The 18774-nt window shown below is 36.8% G+C and carries 18 protein-coding genes; 3 read left to right on the top strand and 15 right to left on the bottom strand.

Annotated elements, in window-relative coordinates; genetic code table 11:
* Window positions 1-289 precede the first annotated feature (289 nt).
* The 15 genes from M899_RS05635 to ybeY form a co-directional block, all read right to left on the bottom strand.
* A complete protein-coding gene (locus tag M899_RS05635; protein WP_021270429.1) occupies window positions 290-2014 on the bottom strand; it encodes a 30S ribosomal protein S1 in 1725 nt (574 codons plus the stop codon).
* Between the two features lie 163 nt (window positions 2015-2177).
* Complete coding sequence (locus M899_RS05630) at window positions 2178-3332, bottom strand: glycosyltransferase (protein WP_021270439.1); 1155 nt, start codon at window positions 3330-3332, stop codon at window positions 2178-2180.
* Entirely contained in the window at window positions 3329-4402 is a 1074-nt protein-coding gene (locus M899_RS05625; RefSeq protein WP_196801735.1) for a DUF3108 domain-containing protein, read from the bottom strand. Before M899_RS05625 ends, M899_RS05630 begins: the two co-directional genes overlap by 4 nt.
* Before the next feature lie 75 nt (window positions 4403-4477).
* Window positions 4478-5548 (bottom strand): tetraacyldisaccharide 4'-kinase, encoded by a 1071-nt coding sequence (gene lpxK, locus M899_RS05620; RefSeq protein ID WP_034728073.1) that lies wholly within the window; start codon window positions 5546-5548, stop codon window positions 4478-4480.
* Window positions 5538-6680 carry a lipid-A-disaccharide synthase gene (gene lpxB / locus M899_RS05615; RefSeq protein ID WP_021270450.1) on the bottom strand — a complete coding sequence of 381 codons (1143 nt, stop codon included), beginning with the start codon at window positions 6678-6680 and terminating at the stop codon, window positions 5538-5540. The genes lpxK and lpxB overlap by 11 nt, the downstream gene beginning before the upstream one ends.
* Window positions 6677-7624 (bottom strand): Gfo/Idh/MocA family protein, encoded by a 948-nt coding sequence (locus M899_RS05610; RefSeq protein ID WP_021270453.1) that lies wholly within the window; start codon window positions 7622-7624, stop codon window positions 6677-6679. Before M899_RS05610 ends, lpxB begins: the two co-directional genes overlap by 4 nt.
* A gap of 7 nt (window positions 7625-7631) precedes the next feature.
* Window positions 7632-8426, bottom strand: a complete 795-nt coding sequence (gene lpxA / locus M899_RS05605) for an acyl-ACP--UDP-N-acetylglucosamine O-acyltransferase (protein WP_021270433.1) — start codon at window positions 8424-8426, stop codon at window positions 7632-7634.
* A 14-nt stretch (window positions 8427-8440) separates the two neighbouring features.
* Window positions 8441-8929 carry a 3-hydroxyacyl-ACP dehydratase FabZ family protein gene (locus M899_RS05600; RefSeq protein ID WP_021270449.1) on the bottom strand — a complete coding sequence of 163 codons (489 nt, stop codon included), beginning with the start codon at window positions 8927-8929 and terminating at the stop codon, window positions 8441-8443.
* Between the two features lie 9 nt (window positions 8930-8938).
* Window positions 8939-9967, bottom strand: a complete 1029-nt coding sequence (lpxD, locus tag M899_RS17560) for a UDP-3-O-(3-hydroxymyristoyl)glucosamine N-acyltransferase (protein WP_021270428.1) — start codon at window positions 9965-9967, stop codon at window positions 8939-8941.
* Between the two features lie 66 nt (window positions 9968-10033).
* Window positions 10034-10537 (bottom strand): OmpH family outer membrane protein, encoded by a 504-nt coding sequence (locus M899_RS05590; protein ID WP_021270438.1) that lies wholly within the window; start codon window positions 10535-10537, stop codon window positions 10034-10036.
* 32 nt (window positions 10538-10569) lie between these two features.
* Complete coding sequence (bamA, locus tag M899_RS05585; protein WP_021270434.1) at window positions 10570-12888, bottom strand: outer membrane protein assembly factor BamA; 2319 nt, start codon at window positions 12886-12888, stop codon at window positions 10570-10572.
* Window positions 12889-12995: 107 nt separating this feature from the next.
* Window positions 12996-13652: an ABC transporter ATP-binding protein gene (locus tag M899_RS05580; protein WP_021270445.1), complete on the bottom strand. Its 657-nt coding sequence runs from the start codon at window positions 13650-13652 to the stop codon at window positions 12996-12998.
* A complete protein-coding gene (locus M899_RS05575) occupies window positions 13652-14857 on the bottom strand; it encodes an ABC transporter permease (protein WP_021270427.1) in 1206 nt (401 codons plus the stop codon). The genes M899_RS05580 and M899_RS05575 overlap by 1 nt, the downstream gene beginning before the upstream one ends.
* Window positions 14857-15982, bottom strand: a protein-coding gene (gene prfB / locus M899_RS05570; RefSeq protein WP_231370253.1) for a peptide chain release factor 2 whose coding sequence is annotated in 2 segments (ribosomal slippage) — window positions 14857-15909 and window positions 15911-15982 — 1125 coding nt in all. Because the reading frame shifts where the segments join, the coding sequence is not laid out codon by codon here. The genes M899_RS05575 and prfB overlap by 1 nt, the downstream gene beginning before the upstream one ends.
* 19 nt (window positions 15983-16001) lie before the next feature.
* Complete coding sequence (gene ybeY / locus M899_RS05565) at window positions 16002-16538, bottom strand: rRNA maturation RNase YbeY (RefSeq protein WP_052610316.1); 537 nt, start codon at window positions 16536-16538, stop codon at window positions 16002-16004.
* Between the two features lie 58 nt (window positions 16539-16596).
* Between ybeY and mazG the strand changes: the two genes are divergently transcribed.
* From mazG to M899_RS05550, 3 genes are all read left to right on the top strand, one after another.
* Window positions 16597-17379, top strand: a complete 783-nt coding sequence (mazG, locus tag M899_RS05560) for a nucleoside triphosphate pyrophosphohydrolase (protein WP_021270446.1) — start codon at window positions 16597-16599, stop codon at window positions 17377-17379.
* Window positions 17380-17384: 5 nt separating this feature from the next.
* Window positions 17385-18020 carry a dephospho-CoA kinase gene (gene coaE / locus M899_RS05555; RefSeq protein WP_021270437.1) on the top strand — a complete coding sequence of 212 codons (636 nt, stop codon included), beginning with the start codon at window positions 17385-17387 and terminating at the stop codon, window positions 18018-18020.
* A 69-nt stretch (window positions 18021-18089) separates the two neighbouring features.
* Window positions 18090-18761, top strand: coding sequence for a hypothetical protein (locus M899_RS05550; RefSeq protein ID WP_155897098.1), 672 nt, complete (start codon window positions 18090-18092; stop codon window positions 18759-18761).
* Window positions 18762-18774 lie beyond the last annotated feature (13 nt).

The following is an 18774-nucleotide window of genomic DNA, read 5'->3' as shown; positions in this document are numbered from 1 at the left end:
TAACGATCATCTTCGCCGTAAACAACTTTATCTGCATAGGCATTTGTTAAGAGACTTAAACCTAATAAACCTGCTCCAACCAACTTCAACATTATCCCCTCCCCAGAAGACCTTTCACAACATTTGCGAATGTGAAATTAATATCTACGAAAGACTGAATTTCGTCAGTTGAAGTTGTAATTATTTCATGGGCATGTAAGTAGATGTAAGAAAGAGATTTTTATTACATACAAAAAGGCCTCCCATAAGGGAGGCCTTCCGTTTTTTGAATTAAGACTTGTAAGTCTGATTACTCAACTGAGAAACCTTTTAGTTTGTCAGCTAGAGTAGCAGTCTTGATTGGCTCTTGTGAGAAAGAACCATTGTTAGCAGCAGAAGCAGCAGCTTTAATTGAAAGAGCAATTTTCTTAGCATCTTTATCAATTGAAATTACCATTGCTTTTACAGCGTCACCTTTTTTAACAACGTCTTCTGGCTTTTCAACTCTCTCTTCAGAAAGTTCAGAAATGTGAATTAGACCTTCAATTCCTGTTTCAAGCTCAACGAAAACACCGAAATCAGTAACACGTACAGCTTCAGCTTCAACTAGAGTTCCAACTGGAAGTCTTGTTTCAATTTTCTTCCATGGATCTTCTTGAAGTTGTTTAATACCAAGACAGAATTTAGCATTGTCTTTATCTACAGATAGAACCATTGCTTCTACTTCTTGTCCTTCTTTGTATTCTTCGTTGATGTTAACGTTTTTCTTCGTCCAAGAAAGGTCAGAAACGTGGATTAGAGCATCTACTTCCTCACCTAGGTCGATGAACATACCGAATTCAACGATAGACTTAACTTTACCTTTTGCTTTTGAACCTACTGGATACTTAGCTTCGATAGCTGTCCATGGGTTCGGTTGAAGTTGCTTAAGTCCAAGAGAAATTCTCTTGTTCTCAACATCAACGTCAAGTACTTGAGCTTCAATTGCTTCACCAGCGTTGAAGTGCTTAGCAGGGTTTTTGATTTTTCCTGTCCAAGACATTTCAGAAACGTGGATAAGACCTTCGATACCATCGTCAAGTTCGATGAATACACCGTAATCTTTAACAGAAACGATTTCACCTTTAACAAGTGTACCAGCAGTATATTTTTCTTTAGCCTTTTCCCATGGGTTTGGCTGAACTTGCTTAAGACCAAGAGAAACTCTTTCTTTATCAGAGTCAAACTTAAGGATCTTAACTTCAATTTCATCACCGATGTTAAGAAGGTTAGATGGGTGCTTAACGCGTCCCCATGACATATCTGTAATGTGAAGTAGACCGTCAATACCACCAAGATCGATGAATGCACCGTAATCTGTGATGTTTTTAACGATACCTTTAACGATCATACCTTCTTGGATTTGAGAAAGGATTTCGCCTCTTAGCTTACCTCTCTCTTCCTGAAGAATTGCTCTTCTAGAAAGAACGATGTTACCTCTTTTCTTATTGAACTTGATAACTTTGAATTCCATCTTTTTACCGATGTACTTATCAAGGTATCTTGTTGGTCTAAGATCGATTTGTGAACCTGGAAGGAAAGCCTTAACACCGATATCAACCGATAGACCACCTTTAACTTTAGCAACAACAGTACCGATAACTGGAGTTCCTTTCTCACAAGCTTCAGAAATTTTGTCCCAAGCTTTAAGAATTTCAGCCTTGTCTTTAGAAAGAACAAGGTTACCAAGACGTGATTCTAGTTTCTCTAGGTAAACTTCGATTTCTTCGCCTTCTTTGATTTTTAGAGTTCCATCAAAGTTTAGGAATTCCTTAACTGAAACAAGACCTTCTTGCTTATAACCGATGTCGATCATAACGAAATCTTGTCCAATAGTGATTACCTTACCTTTGAAAACTTCACCTTCAGTAAAGTTTCTGTCTGCTGTTTCCGCTAGTAGTTTCGAGAACTCTGTAGATTCTTGAGTTTCTACATCCTCTCCGATTACTACATCGTAACCTTGCATCCATTTTGGAGTCGTAAAAGTGTTTGCCATAAAATACCTCTGCGAAATTAAGGGAAGCCCTTAATTTCTAAATTTTCATTATACCCAGTAAAACCGGGTTCACTTATCCTCTACTGAAGCATCGTGATTTTTTTAACTTGCCGCGCAGAATACCGAAAAAAGGGAATTTCGTACAGCAAAAAATGTAATAATTTCAACTGCGTGGACCATACAAACGGGCCCTTTTATTCAGCGCGCGTTCGTATAGTTTAAGTAACTGATTTTTATAGGATACGACACCAAATGTTCGCTCAACTTGATCACTAACGTGGGTCAAGTTTTGCAGCATCATGTCTTCATCTCGAGTAACTTCTAAGCATCTATTCTTTAGTTCACGCGAATCACTTGCCTTATAAGTACGACCAACGTTGCCAAACTGGCGCAGAATTTCCATTGAAAATGGATTCCTTGGCGTAATTATGGGAACTTTATTTAGAAGAGCACATATAGTGTAATCTTCAATGGCCTCATGATTATTGAGAGATATCCACAAGTGGAGTTTTCGTTGAAAACTCTCCACATCGGAAACTTTTTCAAAAGAAACAAACTCCTCTATTGCATGCTCTTTGATATATTTGGCAAGCTCTGGATAGATTACAAATTTATCCCATTCTTTATCGGATAGAAGATAGAGTTTAAAATTTCGATCTGTTTCTTCATGAGAAATTAACGAACTCAATGTTCTTAAGACTGGAAGTACGTGCTCAGGATCGTCGACGTGACCACCAACAAAAGTTCCAAACTCCCAAACATCAACACGTCTTGGTGCCATTTTCTGTGACGAACATTGTAGCCCTAAACCCATAAACTCCATTTTCATTAAAGGAATATCTAAATGCCCGTGAAGGCTCTCAAACATCTCCCGAAGTGGCAGTAAAACAAGATCTAAGCGGCTAATCAGAGGTCTATAGTAAAAGTCTAAGTAGAATTTTTTAATATCACTATTTAACGAAAGAATAAGTGAGACTTTTTTCTTTTTTCTAAGAAAATAACTAATAGGCCAAAAGAAATTAAGTCCGTAACAATGAACAATTGAAATATCAAAGTTACGAATAATTTTTCTAATTTCAGACAACTGGAACCAATGTCGCAATTTTAAATTCTTCTTTCCTGTATGAAAAAAACAATCTATGCCCAATTGTTTTGCTTTATTGTGAAGACTTGAATCTCTAAGGCAATAGAGAAAGACATTATGACCAACTTCTTTTGCAGTAATCATATCGCGAATTGCAATTCGCTCACCAGTGCCCCAGTACTCACTTGGGCAAACAAAAAGAATATTTTGCTGGTCTTTGTATATGTCGATCACTCGTTAGAGCCTTCTTTATATTCAATCAGCTCACCTTCAATGGAGCCAATTTTTACTTTTGCTTCAAATTTCAACAATCGCTTTGTATCCCCTGCCGAGTACCAAAAGTTGATATCGCCACTTTTTTTCAATACACCTGGAAAATGAGTCTCAGCTTTGATCTTTAGGGCATCAACCCACTTATCCATAACTTTAATATTATCCACTTTATCCACTTCCATTGAGAGTATCCATACTTTTCCTCTAGTAATGATTGGAAAAGAATATTTATCTCCAACTTTAAGAGGTAGACCTCTTACAAAGTAGAGGGCCGAAAATGAATCTTGAAAATAATGTGGAATAAAAGTTTTTAGCTCTTTCTTTGTTTCAACACCTTTTTTAAGGCGCTTGTACCAAAAGTAAGTCTCTAACTTTTCATGGTCGAATAGCTGAAGATCATCTACGTTTTGGCCACTCTCCCTTTGGGTCAGAGTGTACTTTAACGGTAGAAACGTATCTGCGCTAATATAACTTTCAAGAGTATCTTCAAGACTATAAATATACTCATAAAACTTGGCCGATTTCATTGATGCCTTAAAATGGTAGGCCTCTTCGCCAGCGACTTGAACTTTACCTTTTGTCTCAATTTTAATGTGACCTGCAGTAATTCCTAAATACTTAACTGCAAATGTAAATTCCTCATCTTTGAAGAACTTCGTTTTAAATAAATCCCATGTCTTTTTATACTTCTTATCGTATTTCTTAAACTCTTCAGGATATTCTTTTGGATATTTTGGATGACTTGAAGTTGTAACAACTTCTTTTTTTACTTCTTGAGTTTTTGCGACTTCATTTTTTGTTTTTTTAGTTTGAGGAGCTTTCGCTATTTTTTCAACAGGAGGTGCAACTTCCTTTTTTACTTCGGCTTCTTTTGTTGCTGTTTCTTGAGTTGGTATTTCTACGACTTTAAATTTATCAAAATTTGTTTCTTCTAACTTGAAAACTTCAACAAGATCTTCTTGTTTCTTCTCTTCAAAAAGACGATCGTCCTTAGTTGCACAACTCCAACATAGAACTGAAACCAGTCCCAAATACGCAACCTTTTTTATCGGATTAGAAATCATTTTTACTTACCTTAACATTATGGTTCGTAAAAATTGTAACTCCTATAAAGAATTAAAGAAAGCTCGTGAAATAATTTCTTTGGCCTCTTTCTCACCCTTATAGAAATGAATTTTGATTTCAAGATAAGCAATTCTATCATCGTCACTCACCCTTCTAATCTTCACGATATCCTTCTCTGTTGTTAGCAGAAGAGCATCTTCTTTTTCGGCCATTTCTAAGAGTTTTGAAATCTCTTCTGGACTGAAATAATGGTGATCTGGAAATGATTCTCTATGAATAATATCTGCCCCAAGCGAATCCACTAATCCATAAAATGAAAGTGGCGATGCAATTGCGGCAACACAAATAACTTTTTTCCCAGCAAGCTCATGTGCTTCCATTGTTTTATGAAAACTGCAATTCATAATACCCGTTGGTTTATATCCAATTTCTGCAAAAGGAACATCACCATCGAGATACTTTAAAAGCTCTTCTTGTAATTTACTTTTTCTTTTTTCACTTACTTGATCACTTCGGCCAAGAACTATGAGATCGGCATCTCGAAGTGCGCTGAATCCTTCTCTCATATAGCCTAGAGGTGCAACTCTATATCGATTAATGGGAAGAAGGCAGTCGAATAGAACAATATTAAGATTTCGGTGAAGCTTTAAGTGCTGGTGACCATCATCTAGCACGACAACATCTGGCTCTTCTTCAGCAAAGTAGAAGTCAAGGTTTTCGGCTCTTTTTTTACCGACAACAATTGAGGTGCTCTTTAATCGACGAGATAAAAGCAGGGCCTCATCTCCATAGTCGAGAGGATTGCCCTTAATCTTAGATTTGCTTTTAATGATCCCATTAGAATTCTCTAATCTCCCTTTATAGCCTCTAGTTAAAATGACTACTTTATTATCAAGAGATTCAAGATACTCTGATAGCCAAAGTGTAAATGGAGTTTTTCCAGTACCACCAAAAGTTAAGTTACCAACTGATATAATCGGTACTCTAAATTTAACCTGCTTAAAGAATCCGTATTTGTAACAAAATCTTCTTAAGCGATAGATATTTTCCCACAAAATCGTGAGAGGATACCCAAAAATGAAACCAATATATTTTAGTAAATTAAACTTCATCATAACTTTCTTTTAATACGCTGCTCATATACACACCGACTTCAAAATCATCACCTTGAACTGATTTTAAAACCTCAGATAATTCATGTGATATATTTTCATACGATGACTGACTTCCCATCATAGACTCGAGGCCATTTAGAATATTATATGAAGAACATTGCTCTTGAACTAGTTCTGGGAAGATTCGTTTCCCTCTAAAAATATTGGCAAGTGAAATCGGACCATCATAATCGATGAAAGTATGAAATATGAATTCGTTAAAAAATGATGACTTGTAACAAACAACTGTTGGAAGCCCAAACATTGCTGTTGCAAGTGTAACGGTTCCAGATGCGGCCAGTGCGCAATCGGCCCATTCAAGTGCATTCGTTAGATCTTCATTTTTATAAATACTATCAATATGCTCTAAATAAGGATCAAACAAGGCCTGACCAACATTACTTGAGCAAACCATCGCAACTTTAATTTTGCGGTTTTTTTTCAATTCTTTAATTGTTTCAATAAATTCAGGAAGAAGTGAAGAAACTTCAAAGCGACGACTTCCAGGAAGAAGAACAATTCGCAACTCTTTTGAGAAATCACTAAATGTACGACTTCTATTGAAAACATTTAACTTATCTTTGTAGTGGAACCATAGGGGATGGGCCACAGAGCGAACTCTCTTAACACCCCTATCGGTGAACCACTGCTTTTCAAATGGTATGATTGTAAAAAGTGTGTGAACAGTTTGTTCCAACACTTTTGCACGATAGGCCTTCCATGCCCATGCTTGAGGTGCTACGTAATAAAGAACTTTAACACCCTCTTTACTCAATTTTTTAGCAAGCCTTAAATTGAAATCTTGAAAATCAATAAGAATTGCAACTTTACAATTTCTTCTCTTAACTTCAGAAACTATATGATTGAAGGCCTTGAAATAGAATGGGATTTTACCAATAACTTCACTAAAACCCCAACTTGAAAAATCTTTTAAATGATATAACAGTTCCATGCCATTAGCAGCAAGTTCATCACCACCAACACCAAAGAAATGGCAATCAGGTCTATTGGCCTTCAGAGTGGGCAAGAAACTTAGGCAATGTTCTTCGCCAGATTTTTCACCAGCAATAATTAAACACTGTTCTTTCATGAAAAGAAAACTTCCTTTCCAGACTCAAGACTTTTATTTACTTTCTCAATGACATTCATTGCATTTACACCAGCATGAATATCGACAAAGATTGGTTTACCAGAAATTATTGATTCATAAAAATATTGTTGCTCTAGCAGTAAATGATCTCGTCTGTCATAGGGAACTTCTTTTACAAAATCGACTGTCTCACTACCTTTTGCAATGATCAATTTGTTAGCAAAAAGGTCAAAACAAAGAGCTCCACTATTAGAAGTAATTTCTACTTCACGCACTTCTTTTACTGCATTTCTTCCAACTGTAATATCGATAACTTTTCCATCAGAGAATTTAAATCTCGATGTTACATGATCCCACTTATCAGTTCTAATCTTATAGCCTGATGATGTCACACTCTGCGGAGTTTCACCAAAAAGATACAACATCAAATCGATATCGTGGATCATTAGATCCTGAATTACATCAACATCTGTTGCTCTGCCTTTAAATGGGGCATATCTGTTGATTCTCACCGAGCTAGGACCACTAAAAAACTCTAAAAAATCTTTTTTAAAATCCCAAACTTGATGACATCTTTCGCTGTGACCGACTTGAAAAACAAGATCCTTTCCTTCAAGTAGTTTTGCCACTTCTAGAGATTGTTCATAAGTAGAAGTCATCGGCTTTTCGCAAAAAACGTGTTTCCCTTTTTTAAGAAGATCGATAACAAGATCAAAGTGAAAGCTTGTAGGTGTTACGATAATAGCTGCATCGAAATCATTAATGATTTCGTTGTAGTCAGAAACAACATTTACTTGTGGAAATTTTTCTTTAGCGACCAATTGATTGGTCTCCATTTTTTCAACAATAGCTACAAGTTCTGACTGCTCAAGACTAAATGCCTTATCGGCGTGCCACTTGCCAAGGTGTCCATAACCAATGACGGCGACTTTCACTTTGCTCATATTTAACCTACTTCACAAAAGGAGCGATACCAATTTCACTTTTTCTAATGAACTCACGCATTTCAGTCACAAGTTCATTGCCTTTATACTCTTCCATCAACTCTTCGTGATCAACGAAGGCCCTTGGAGAAAGAGCTGATGATTCCATCGTTCTATAGAAATCTACGAACTCGGAAATCACTGCCTTATCATAACCTTGTCTACGAAGACCGATGATGTTGATTCCTTTCAATTTTACTCTATTTCCATAGGCCGTACAAAAATCTGGGATATCGCGGTCAATAGCAGATGCTCCACCAATATACGATCCTCTTCCAAGTGTTACGAATTGAGAAATATTTGTTCCACCACCAAGGATTGAACGATCACCAATTTTAACGTGTCCAGCAAGGTTGCAAGAGTTTACTAGAATAACATTGTTACCAACGATTGCATCGTGACCAACGTGTGCTTTTGCCATAAGTAAGCAATTGCTACCAATTTTAGTAATTTGATTATCTTTTAAAGTACCTCTATGTACTGACACGTACTCACGAAATACGTTATTGTCACCAATAACAGTTTTTGTAGGCTCACCCTTATAGCTTAGGTCTTGAGGCTCGGCACCGATTGAACAGAATTGAAAAAACTTATTGTTCTCACCGATTGTCGTGTGACCTTCAATTAATACATGCGAATAGATCTTAGTGTTATTTCCAACTTCAACATTTGGTCCAATAACTGAATAGGCTCCAACTTCTACGTTCTCACCTAATTTTGCACCCTCATGAACAAATGCCGTTGGATGAATTTTTTGTGTCATAAAAACTTTACCTCTTATTTAAAACGTACAGAGGCCAAAACAACTGCCTCTGACATTAACTCTCCATTATGAAAAATTTTACAGCTATTTTCAATCATAGGCCCTCTTGATTTTGTACACTCAGTTTCGATAACCAAATCCATTTCGGGAACAATTGGTTTTCTAAATTTTGCTGAGGCAATGCTTACAAGAGCTACATCCATGTTATATTCCGCATTCCTATCAATACAATCAATAAGAATAAAGCTCGAACACTGTGCCATCATTTCAACTTGAACAACACCTGGAAGAATTGGATTTCCAGGAAAATGTCCCGCAAAAATAGCATGGTCTTTTAGCGTTCTATAGTGGGCCACTACTTTGGAACCTACCACATCTTTCGCAGAAAGAATCTCTCCAGCAGCAAGTTCTTTTGTATGTATAACTTTTTCAACGCCATCAACAAAAAGGAATGGGTCGCGGTGCGGAAGAAATTTCATTACACTTTCTTTATTAATCAACATCTCTCTCTCCTATTTGCCAAGTGACAATTTACGTAAATAAGCAATACCCTTCATCCACTCTTTAAGTGGTCTGGCAGGGTGACCAGCAACAACGGAACCATCTGGCCAATCACAATTAACAAGGGCACCACCGGCAACTTGGCACGCCTGCCCAAGAATTAGACCATCACCACATCCAGATTTACCACCAAAAACTGTATACGCACCAATTTTTGTTGATCCACCAATGGCAACGTGTCCACAAATAACAACACCTGCACCAAGCACAACGTTGTGTCCTACTTGAACATGATTATCAATTTTTGTGCCCGCTCCAATTTTAGTTGGAGTAAATGTTCCTTGATCCACACATGAATTTGCACCGATCTCAACATGATCTTCCACGATCACACTGCCCATGTGCCAAACTTTATGGTGAATACCTTTATCAAAATTATAACCAAACCCATCTGCACCAATACTGGCCCCTGCATGGATACGGCAATGACTTCCTATTTTCACATACGGGTAAACTACAGCATTAGGGTAAATTTCCGTGTGAGATGCAATTTTTGCATACGACATGATTCTTACGCCGGAGTGGATCTTTACACCTTCTCCAATTTCAACACCTTCCCCAATATGAGCACCCTGAGCAATCCAAGCTGTTGGATGTACAGAAGCTGTCCCCATTTGACGACCGTCAACAAGATCATTGAGTTCTCTATATTTTAAGTCATAGAATGGTTTTGAGAGAAAAGACATTGCTAGCGGCACTGATTTAGCAGTTAATACAGTTTTAAATTTACTTGTAATTAATGCCTTGTCTTCATCTGATAAAGACTCATTGAATTTTTCTTCAAGGATTACTCCCATACTTTTAAAGTCGGAGTCTTTGATGAGAGATTCATTTCTTAAATAAAATTTTTTATCTTTTATGAACAGAAGATGAGAATCACTTAAATGTTCAAATGTAGTGAGTCCAGAGAACTCATCACTCATTTGACCTTTAATAAGAGTTAATGATGGGTCTATTTTATGCAGCTGTTCTAGTTTCATATCCCCTCTCAAAACTATTAAGGGGAACGCCTGTTCCCCTTAAGCTTTTATCATTTAAAAAACTAATTACTTATGTTTTTTGTTGTAGGCCTTAACAACGTCTTCAGTAAGATCTTTCTCAGACTTAGCATAAATAATTGGAGCTGTGTTTGATTCAAAAGTAACATCAACACCGGCCTTTGCAGAAACTTCTTCGATGATTACTTTAAGCTTATCAAGAATTGGTTTTTTCATTTCGTTTTCCATATCTTGAATTTCTTTTTGGTAACCAGCAGTTTCTTGTTGAAGCTTCATAATGCTCTTTTGAATTTCCATTTGCTTTGTTTGCTTAGCTTTGTCATTCATCACTAAGCTTTGCTTTTGGAAATCTTCCTGAGCTTTTTTAATTTTATCTTCTTCTTTTTTGATGATTCCTTGTTTCTCATCAAATTTTTTCTTTAGCTTCTCTCTTACTCTTTTTCCTTCTTCAATTGAAAGAAGAACGTTTTGAACGTCAACTTTACCAATAAGTAGAGCAAAGGCAGGTGTAGTAAAAGTTAGGGCCAAGCATAGAGCGATCAACTTTTTCATTCGAATCTCCTAAAAAATCCATCTTTTATAAATTAGAATAATTGTCCTATATCAAAGTGGAATTGGCTACCACTATCCTCTCCCTCATCTGGGTTGATTGGGAATCCAAACTCGAATCTCAATACCCCTAGTGGAGAGAACCATCTAAATCCAAAACCGTAGTCCATATAGACTTTATCAAACTCTGATAATTTTGCAGCATTACCAGCATCAAAAAATAGTACCCATTTAAGACCAGCTTCACGTGCTAAAGGGTGCTCAAGCTCGAATGTTGCGTAACTTGTAAAGAGTGCTCCCTCATTGAAAGTTTCTAGAGTTGTTTGCCCATCTTTGGTTACAGGGATTGTCTTCTTCGGACCAACGTCTTCAATTGAATACCCTCTCAGGTTACGAGAACCACCCAGTGAGAATTTTTCATTGCGCGGAATTTTATTATCTTCAACACGCTCAAGTTTTGCTGAATAGATTCGTGATCTAAAAACAAGATCGCCCCAAACATTGTAGAACCATCTAACATCTGCTTCGTTTTTCCACCACTTTTTCTCTCCACCCACACCAGCATATTCAGTTGCTAATGATAAGTAGTAACCTTTTGTTGGTTCAAAACGGTGGTTTCTTGTATCTTGCACAAGGGCCGTACGAACTGAAGAAGTTAAACCATTTTCAGCTTCTGGATCAATTGTCTCATCTTCAATTTCAGTTAGATTTGTATCTTCTAACTTGTAAGTGAAAAATAGTCTTGTGTACTCAAAAATTGGATAACCAACTCTTGCAGCAAAACCTTCTTTCTTATAATTGTAAGCTGAAAGCTGCTCATTTTTAGTTCTAAAGATCTCTCCACCAGCAGTCCACTTAGTATCAAAAAGGTAAGGCTCAGTGAAACTTAAGCTGAATGTTTGCTGATTTCCTGAAATATTCAGAGTAAATGATAAAGATTGCCCTAAACCTCTAAAGTTGTTCTGAGCAATAGACGCTTGTAAGAACCCTTTAGACGATGTTGAGTAACCTGCACCAAGAGAGATTTGCCCTGTGTTCTTCTCTTTAACAGAAATTTCAACATCAAGAACATCATCTTTCCCGCGTGGGCTTACAGTATTAAAGATAACGCTACCAGGTTCAAAGAAACCTAGGCGGTTTACGTTTTCTTTTGATTCACGAAGAAATGTCCCAGAGAACTTCTGACCTTCTTCGATTTTTAATTCACGTCTAATAACTTTATCACGAGTCTTAGTGTTACCCTTAATTGTGATATCACCAAAATAAGCAATCTTTCCTTTCTCAAATGAGAAATCAACGTTTACCTTATTCTCACCTGGAACGATTTCAAGATTTCTTAAAACGTTGGCGAAAGCATACCCTTCATCTTGGTACATTTCAGTTAACAGCTGAATATCTCTTCTTAGAACTTCTTCAGAGTAAGTGTCGCCAGATTTCATGCTTACTTTTTCAAATAGCTCGCCTTCTGGAAATAGAACCTCACCACGGAAAGTAATATCATTAACAGTAAATTTTGGACCTTCTTCGACTTTTACAGTGATGAAAACCCAACGTTTATCTTCAGAAACTGTAATCTCAGGAGTACCAACGTTAACTTGCAGGTGTCCTTTAGTACGATAGAAATACTTTAAGCGCTCAATGTCTGTTTGGAAGTTGAATTCTTTAAAGTTTCCTGCATTGTTCATGAAAGAGAAAAGTTCTTCCTCTCTCGTTTCCATAATGCTTTTTAATTGATCGTCAGAAAATGACTTATTTCCTAGGAAAGTAACACTTTTAACCTTAACTTTTTCAAACTCTTTAACTGCGAAGACAAGCTCTACGTTTTCACCTTCATCTTTTTTAAGATCATACTTAACAGAGGCCAGGTAAAAACCTTTTTCTTCGTAAAATTTCTGAATATTTTGAACGTCGTTTTTGATTGTACTAACGTCTAGGATTGAAAATTCTTTCGTTTTGATTTGACCAATAATATCGTCGCGATCAATCTCGTCATTTCCTTCGATAGTGATTTTTGCAACGATTGGTTTTTCTTTTACGACAAAGACAAGATGGTTTTTACCACTGATCACTTGATGGTGGGCCTCAACTGACTCGAAGTATTTAAGCTTATAAATACGCTCTAAGTCTTTGCGAAGTAAGTAATTGTCGAGAACGATGCCTTTCTTAGAAAGAATTTTTCCAAGCACAGCTTCGCGCTCTACTTTTTGTAGGCCCTTGAAATCTATTTGATCGATCTTAAAAAGGTTTTTTCTTGCACCGATGTCCTCTTGAGCAAATGCTCTGAATGAACTAACCGCCATTGCAAAGAAAATACAATATTTCAAAATCTTAGAGAGCGTTTCTCTTCTAAGCATCAATTCTCCATGAAGAAAATTCCACGTCCAATGGATTAAAATACTCTGGCTTATAAAAGTATCAATTTAAGAACATTCTTACAAAGAGAATTTACAACACCATGCACCTAAAGAAGAAGACCGTCCTTCATATGAAGAACATTATGAAATTGAGAGGCCACTGTATCGTCGTGTGTAACGACAATCATAGTGGAATTGAATTCCTTAGCCAGCGCCTTAAGCAGTGCTGTAACCTTTCTCGAGTTTTCGGAATCTAAATTACCAGTTGGCTCATCACACAATAATAATTTGGGACCAAGACTCAGCGCACGAATGATATTAATTCTCTGCTGTTCTCCCCCAGATAATTCAAAAGGAAATTTCGACAAGCAATGAGAGACACCAAGATATTCGGCCAACTTTAAAGAGTTCTCTTTGATCTTATTTTCTTTTCGCCCGCCAATACGCGAAGGCAATATAATATTGTCGAGGCAGTTCAAGTTCGGCAAGAGAAAGTGAAATTGGAAAACAAAACCCACGTTTTGATTTCTAAACTTTGCTAATTTATCGTCATCAAATCTTGCGAGATCTACACCTTGAAATTCAACGCTACCACTTGTCGGTCTATCAAGCCCTCCAAGTAAGTATAAAAGTGTTGATTTACCAGAACCAGAAGCCCCGCGAATAACGTAGTGCTCTCCCTCTTCAAAAGAAAGATCAATTCCTTTTAAGACATCGACATTAGCAAAATTTTTAGTCAGTCCGTTGACTTGAATTAATGACATTATGAAAACTCCTGGCGAAGGGCCTCAAGGATTGGTCGCTTTATAATGCGCGATAAAGTTAATCTTGAAAGAATAAACATCCAAATAAAGGCCCCTGCAAATACTCCAATATAAGCAATCATTCCTATTTCTAATTTTAAAACACCAAGGTGATAAACATCCCCAGGCAATTTAAAAATATCTAAATTTTGTAAGAGATAATCAAAGATATAAACAAAAACGATGGCAAGTACACATGATAAGAACCAAATCATAAAACACATGAAATTCCACATTTGCTTTAGTTTCGATCCACCCATCCCCAGAGTTCTTAATAAGAAAATCTCTTGAATCTTCTTTTCATTTAAAAAGATGATAAACGCAATAATATTAAAGATAGAAATTATTACAACAATCTGTAAGACAAGAGCGATCATTACTTTTTCAGCTTTTACAGCCTTTAAAATAAAATCAAACTCAGTCCAAAATGGTCTAACTACATAGGAATGACCAAGGATGCGAGACAATTCTTTTGCAACAACTTCAACCTTATCTGTCATCTCTTTTGAACTCACAGACCCCTCAGGACCCACGCGAAGCGAGAGGAGATTAACTCGATCATCTGTTTCAAGAATTTTTTGTAGTGTTGAAAGGGAAACATAAACAACCCTAAGATCTTTTTGATAAAGTCCATGGGACACCACATTTGAGATCTCAAAATCAAAAAGTTCAGGAAGCCCCTGTACTTCTTTATTTGTCTGGGCAAAAGCGATTGAAGCATATTCGCCGACTTTTAGATCCATGCGTTTTTGCAATTCACTTCCAATAACAATTTTATCATCAGAAAGATTGAGCTCTAGTCCTGTAATTTTCTGATATTTTTCGGGCTCTACACCAACGACCAAGACTCCAATAGAATGGTCTTCTCCTACTAGAAATCCTTCTGTCTGAATGACTCCACTGAAGTGCTCAACACCATAATCGGATAATTCAGTGGCCAATTCGCCATTGACAGGAAAAAACCCCTTTCTCGAAGAGATGGTGATATCTCCACCCGAAAGTTTTAAACTTTTTTTCAATGAAAGTTCAAAACCATCCATGATGCCAATTGTGGCCAATATGATTGAGATAGAGAATGCAAATCCAAAAACAACACCAATCAAAAATCTTTTAGAAGATTTATCGGTAAGCAAAATGGAATGAAGTTCACTGCCAATTTTTTTCATTAAGACTCAGTATTCTCTAATTGCTTACCCACTTCAAATCTTAAATAAGCGTCCATAAAACCATCGAGGTCTCCATCGAGAACTTTTTCGGCCTGACTACTTTCAAAATTAGTTCTGTGATCTTTAACTAGCTTGTAAGGATGAAGAACATAGGATCTAATCTGTGCTCCCCAAGCAATATCTTTTTTGCCCGCTTCAACTTCACTTTCTTTCGCTTTTCTCTTTTCCATTTCAAGATCATAAAGTCTTGAACGAAGAACTTTAAAGGCCTGAAGTTTATTTTGCAGCTGAGAGCGTTCGTTCTGACAAGTAACAACAAGCCCTGAAGGCATGTGTGTAATACGAACAGCAGAGTCAGTCGTGTTTACCGACTGTCCACCAGCACCACCAGCACGGTAAACGTCAATTTTAATATCTTTATCTAAGATTTCGATTTCAATATTGTCATCAATTTCAGGAGAAACAAAGATTGAGCTGAATGAAGTATGTCTTCTGCCAGCAGAATCAAATGGAGAGATGCGCACTAGACGATGAACACCTGTCTCAGACTTCAACAATCCATAAGCGAAATTTCCTTGAATAAGCATAGTACAAGACTTGATTCCGGCGGAATCACCATCTTGCTCATCAAGAAGTTGAATTTTAAATCCTTTATGCTCAGACCATCTTACGATCATTCTTTGCAACATGCTTGCCCAGTCACAAGACTCAGTTCCACCTGCCCCAGCATTGATACTAACTATGGCATTATTTGGATCAACTTCGTCTGACAGTAATACTTTTTGTTCGGCCTTCAAAAAGCTATCGAGAAATTTATCAAAAACTTCGATGGCCTCAGTTCCAGAAGCTTCATCACCTTCTTCTTCAGCAAATTCTACAAGAACAGCAAACTCATCATAGAGTTCTTGTAATTGCCCATAGGTCTCTACAACTTCTTCTAAAATATTCTTTTCTTTTTGTAATCGAGTCGCATTTTCGTTATCGTCCCAAAAGCCTGGCATGGCCTCCATTGTTGCAATCTCTTCTAATCGAGCATGCTTTTTTTCGACCTCAAAGTGACCTCCGCAAGTGCTCTAACTTCGGAACGTATTTCTTTATCGATGATTTTTTTTCTTGTAAGGCTATTTTTATAGCGTCGTTCATTTTAAAACCCTATATCTTTATAAATTTTTGCGACAATTTGCTCTTCGAACTTATTCATGATCTTCTCTTCAGCATCTGAAATTTCATGATCATAACCTAAGACGTGAAGAAGACCATGAACAAACAAATGCAAAAGCTCTTGCTCATAAGTAATCTCAAACTCACGGGCCTGCTTCTTGGCCACTTCGCGTGAGATAATAATATCTCCTAGATTTAAAATCTTGTCGAAAAAAAAGAAGTCTTCATCCGTTCTGAGTGAATCGTGCAGTTGGAAAGAAAGCACATCTGTAGCATAGTCCTTTCCTCTATATTCTTTATTTAAAGAACGAATCTTCGCATTGCCACAAAGCGACAAAGAAATTTCAACTTGCGAAACTTTCTTTTTGGCGATGATGAGATTCTTGCTGAAGATAAAATTCTCCAGCGCTGGTAGAGATTGTTTTAAATATTTTACGAATAACTTTGACTGCTTTTCGTCTTTAGAGTTATCCGAAAAATGTAACAAAACTCGTTTGCCTTTTATTTGACTGCTTTTCATTCGCCTTTCCTGTATAATAGTCCTATACAGAATACCAAACTTTTAATGAGGAGTAAAAATGAGTTACCCACAATTTGAAAAACTTGTTGAAGTGATCCAAAAACTCCGTCACCCTACTGATGGTTGTCCATGGGATCTTAAACAAACTCATCAGTCCCTTCTAAAATACTTAGTAGAAGAATCATATGAATATTTGCATGCAGTCGAAGAAAACGATTATGAAAAAATGGAAGAAGAATTAGGAGACGTACTGCTCCAAGTCGTACTCCATAGCGTCATTGCAGAAGAGACTGGTAAATTTAATATTGAATCAGTTTCCAAAACTTTGGCCGACAAGATGATTCGACGTCACCCTCATGTTTTTGAAAAAGGCCTTGAGGGTATTAGCGCCGAAGAAGTCACGGCCAATTGGGACAAAATCAAAAAAGACGAAAAGACCAAAAAGCACAGTATTGATATGGAAGATACCATTTTTCCGGCCCTATACTCTGCCAACAAAATTGGGAAGAAGACTGAGAAGCTCAACTTTGATTGGGAAGATCACAATCAAGTACTTTATAAAGTTGAAGAGGAATGGCAAGAACTTAAAGAAGAGCTGGCGCCAGGAATAGCAGTCAACAAAGGTCGAATCAAAGAAGAATTAGGGGACTTTCTCTTTTCAATTGCGCAATTGGCCCGCCACTTAGATATCGATCCAGAAGAGGCCCTTCGCGATGCAAACAAGAAATTCATCAAGCGCTTTAACAAGGTTGAAGACCTTGTGAGAAGTGATAATATGGAACTTACAGATCTCACTCAGAATAAACTTGATGTTTACTGGGATAAAGCAAAGAAAATGTAATTTAAATGAAATTAAAAGAAGAGTTCATCACAAAAGATGCCCATTCAAGACTTCATGGTCTTCCAAAGGCCGTTATTGCATTAACTGGTGGCATTGCTACCGGAAAAAGTACGGTTTCAGATAAGCTTAAAGCAATGGGACTTCCTGTAATTTGCGCCGATACACTTGTAAAGAGTATCTATGCAACAGAAGAAGCAAAGGACTTCATCTTTCATCATTTCCCTGACTGCATTGAAGATGAAAAGATTGATTTTTCTAAGCTTCGTACAGAAGTTTTCAACTCAGAGCTCAATAAAAAAATAATTGAAAACTTCATCTATGCTCGCCTACCAAAGAAATTTCTAGAGGCCGCTAAAAAAACGCAGCAAAATTATATCATTTATGATGTTCCTCTCTTATTCGAAAAACATCTCGATACTCTTGTAGATTATATTATTTGCGTGGCCACAGATAAGAGCACACAGCGTGAGCGTTTAAAAAAACGCGATGGCAACACTGACGAATTAACGGATAAAATTCTCTCAAGCCAAATTGATATTGATGAAAAAGTAAAACGTAGCAATCTTGTCATCCTTAATAATGGAACCCTCTCAGATCTTGAACAAGAGGTAGAACGTTCTATTAGCAACTTACTTGAATAGCCTCAACCTTGCCTTAATTTAATTTGTTTAACTTTTCAAATCACTAAAAAGTCTTCAAAATTAAAATCTATGACCAAAATGCGACCAGAAGTTGATTATTACAATATACTCAATGCCTTTTATGAACTCCATGGAAGTGGTAGCTCATTCACGTTGTGGCAAAACGCTGGAAACGTTCGCAATATTCATAACGTTCTCATTGAAGAAATTGACGTCGACAAAAGCACAGTCGTCACAAAACCAGAAAGTGATTCTTTCCCTTTCGAAATTGATGTAAAAAAAGAAATCTACTTCTATTGCGAAAGTCCCCCCTGTGTTTTCAAGTCAGAAAAGTTTCAATACAAGAGTGAAAAAATAACTTTCCCAATTCCTCTGGAGATTTATTTATTAGATAAGAGAATCAATAAGCGAATTGAGTTTGATGAATTTCAAAAACTTCCAATAGTTTCTATGAAATTAAGTAATAACATTAATGCAAAAGCTAAGAAGTTACAGCTTAAACTTAGAAATTACTCTATAGGTGGAATGGCCCTATCGATTCCGACAAGTGAAGGGAAATATTTCTATCAAGGTGACTCTCTCATGATATCGGCCATCAATAATACTGTTTTTGATTCGCCTATTAAGGGACACATTGCCTATGTTGATAATTCTTATGCCTATGGTGAAGTAAAGATCGGAGTCAAATTTGATCAAGAGTTAATAACTTCAGATTTATTAGAATTAGAAAAATTGTTCTAATAAAAAAGGCCGA

Source organism: Bacteriovorax sp. BSW11_IV (genome assembly GCF_000447755.1).
Taxonomy (GTDB): domain Bacteria; phylum Bdellovibrionota; class Bacteriovoracia; order Bacteriovoracales; family Bacteriovoracaceae; genus BSW11-IV.
This window is presented reverse-complemented; position numbering and strand designations above follow the sequence as displayed.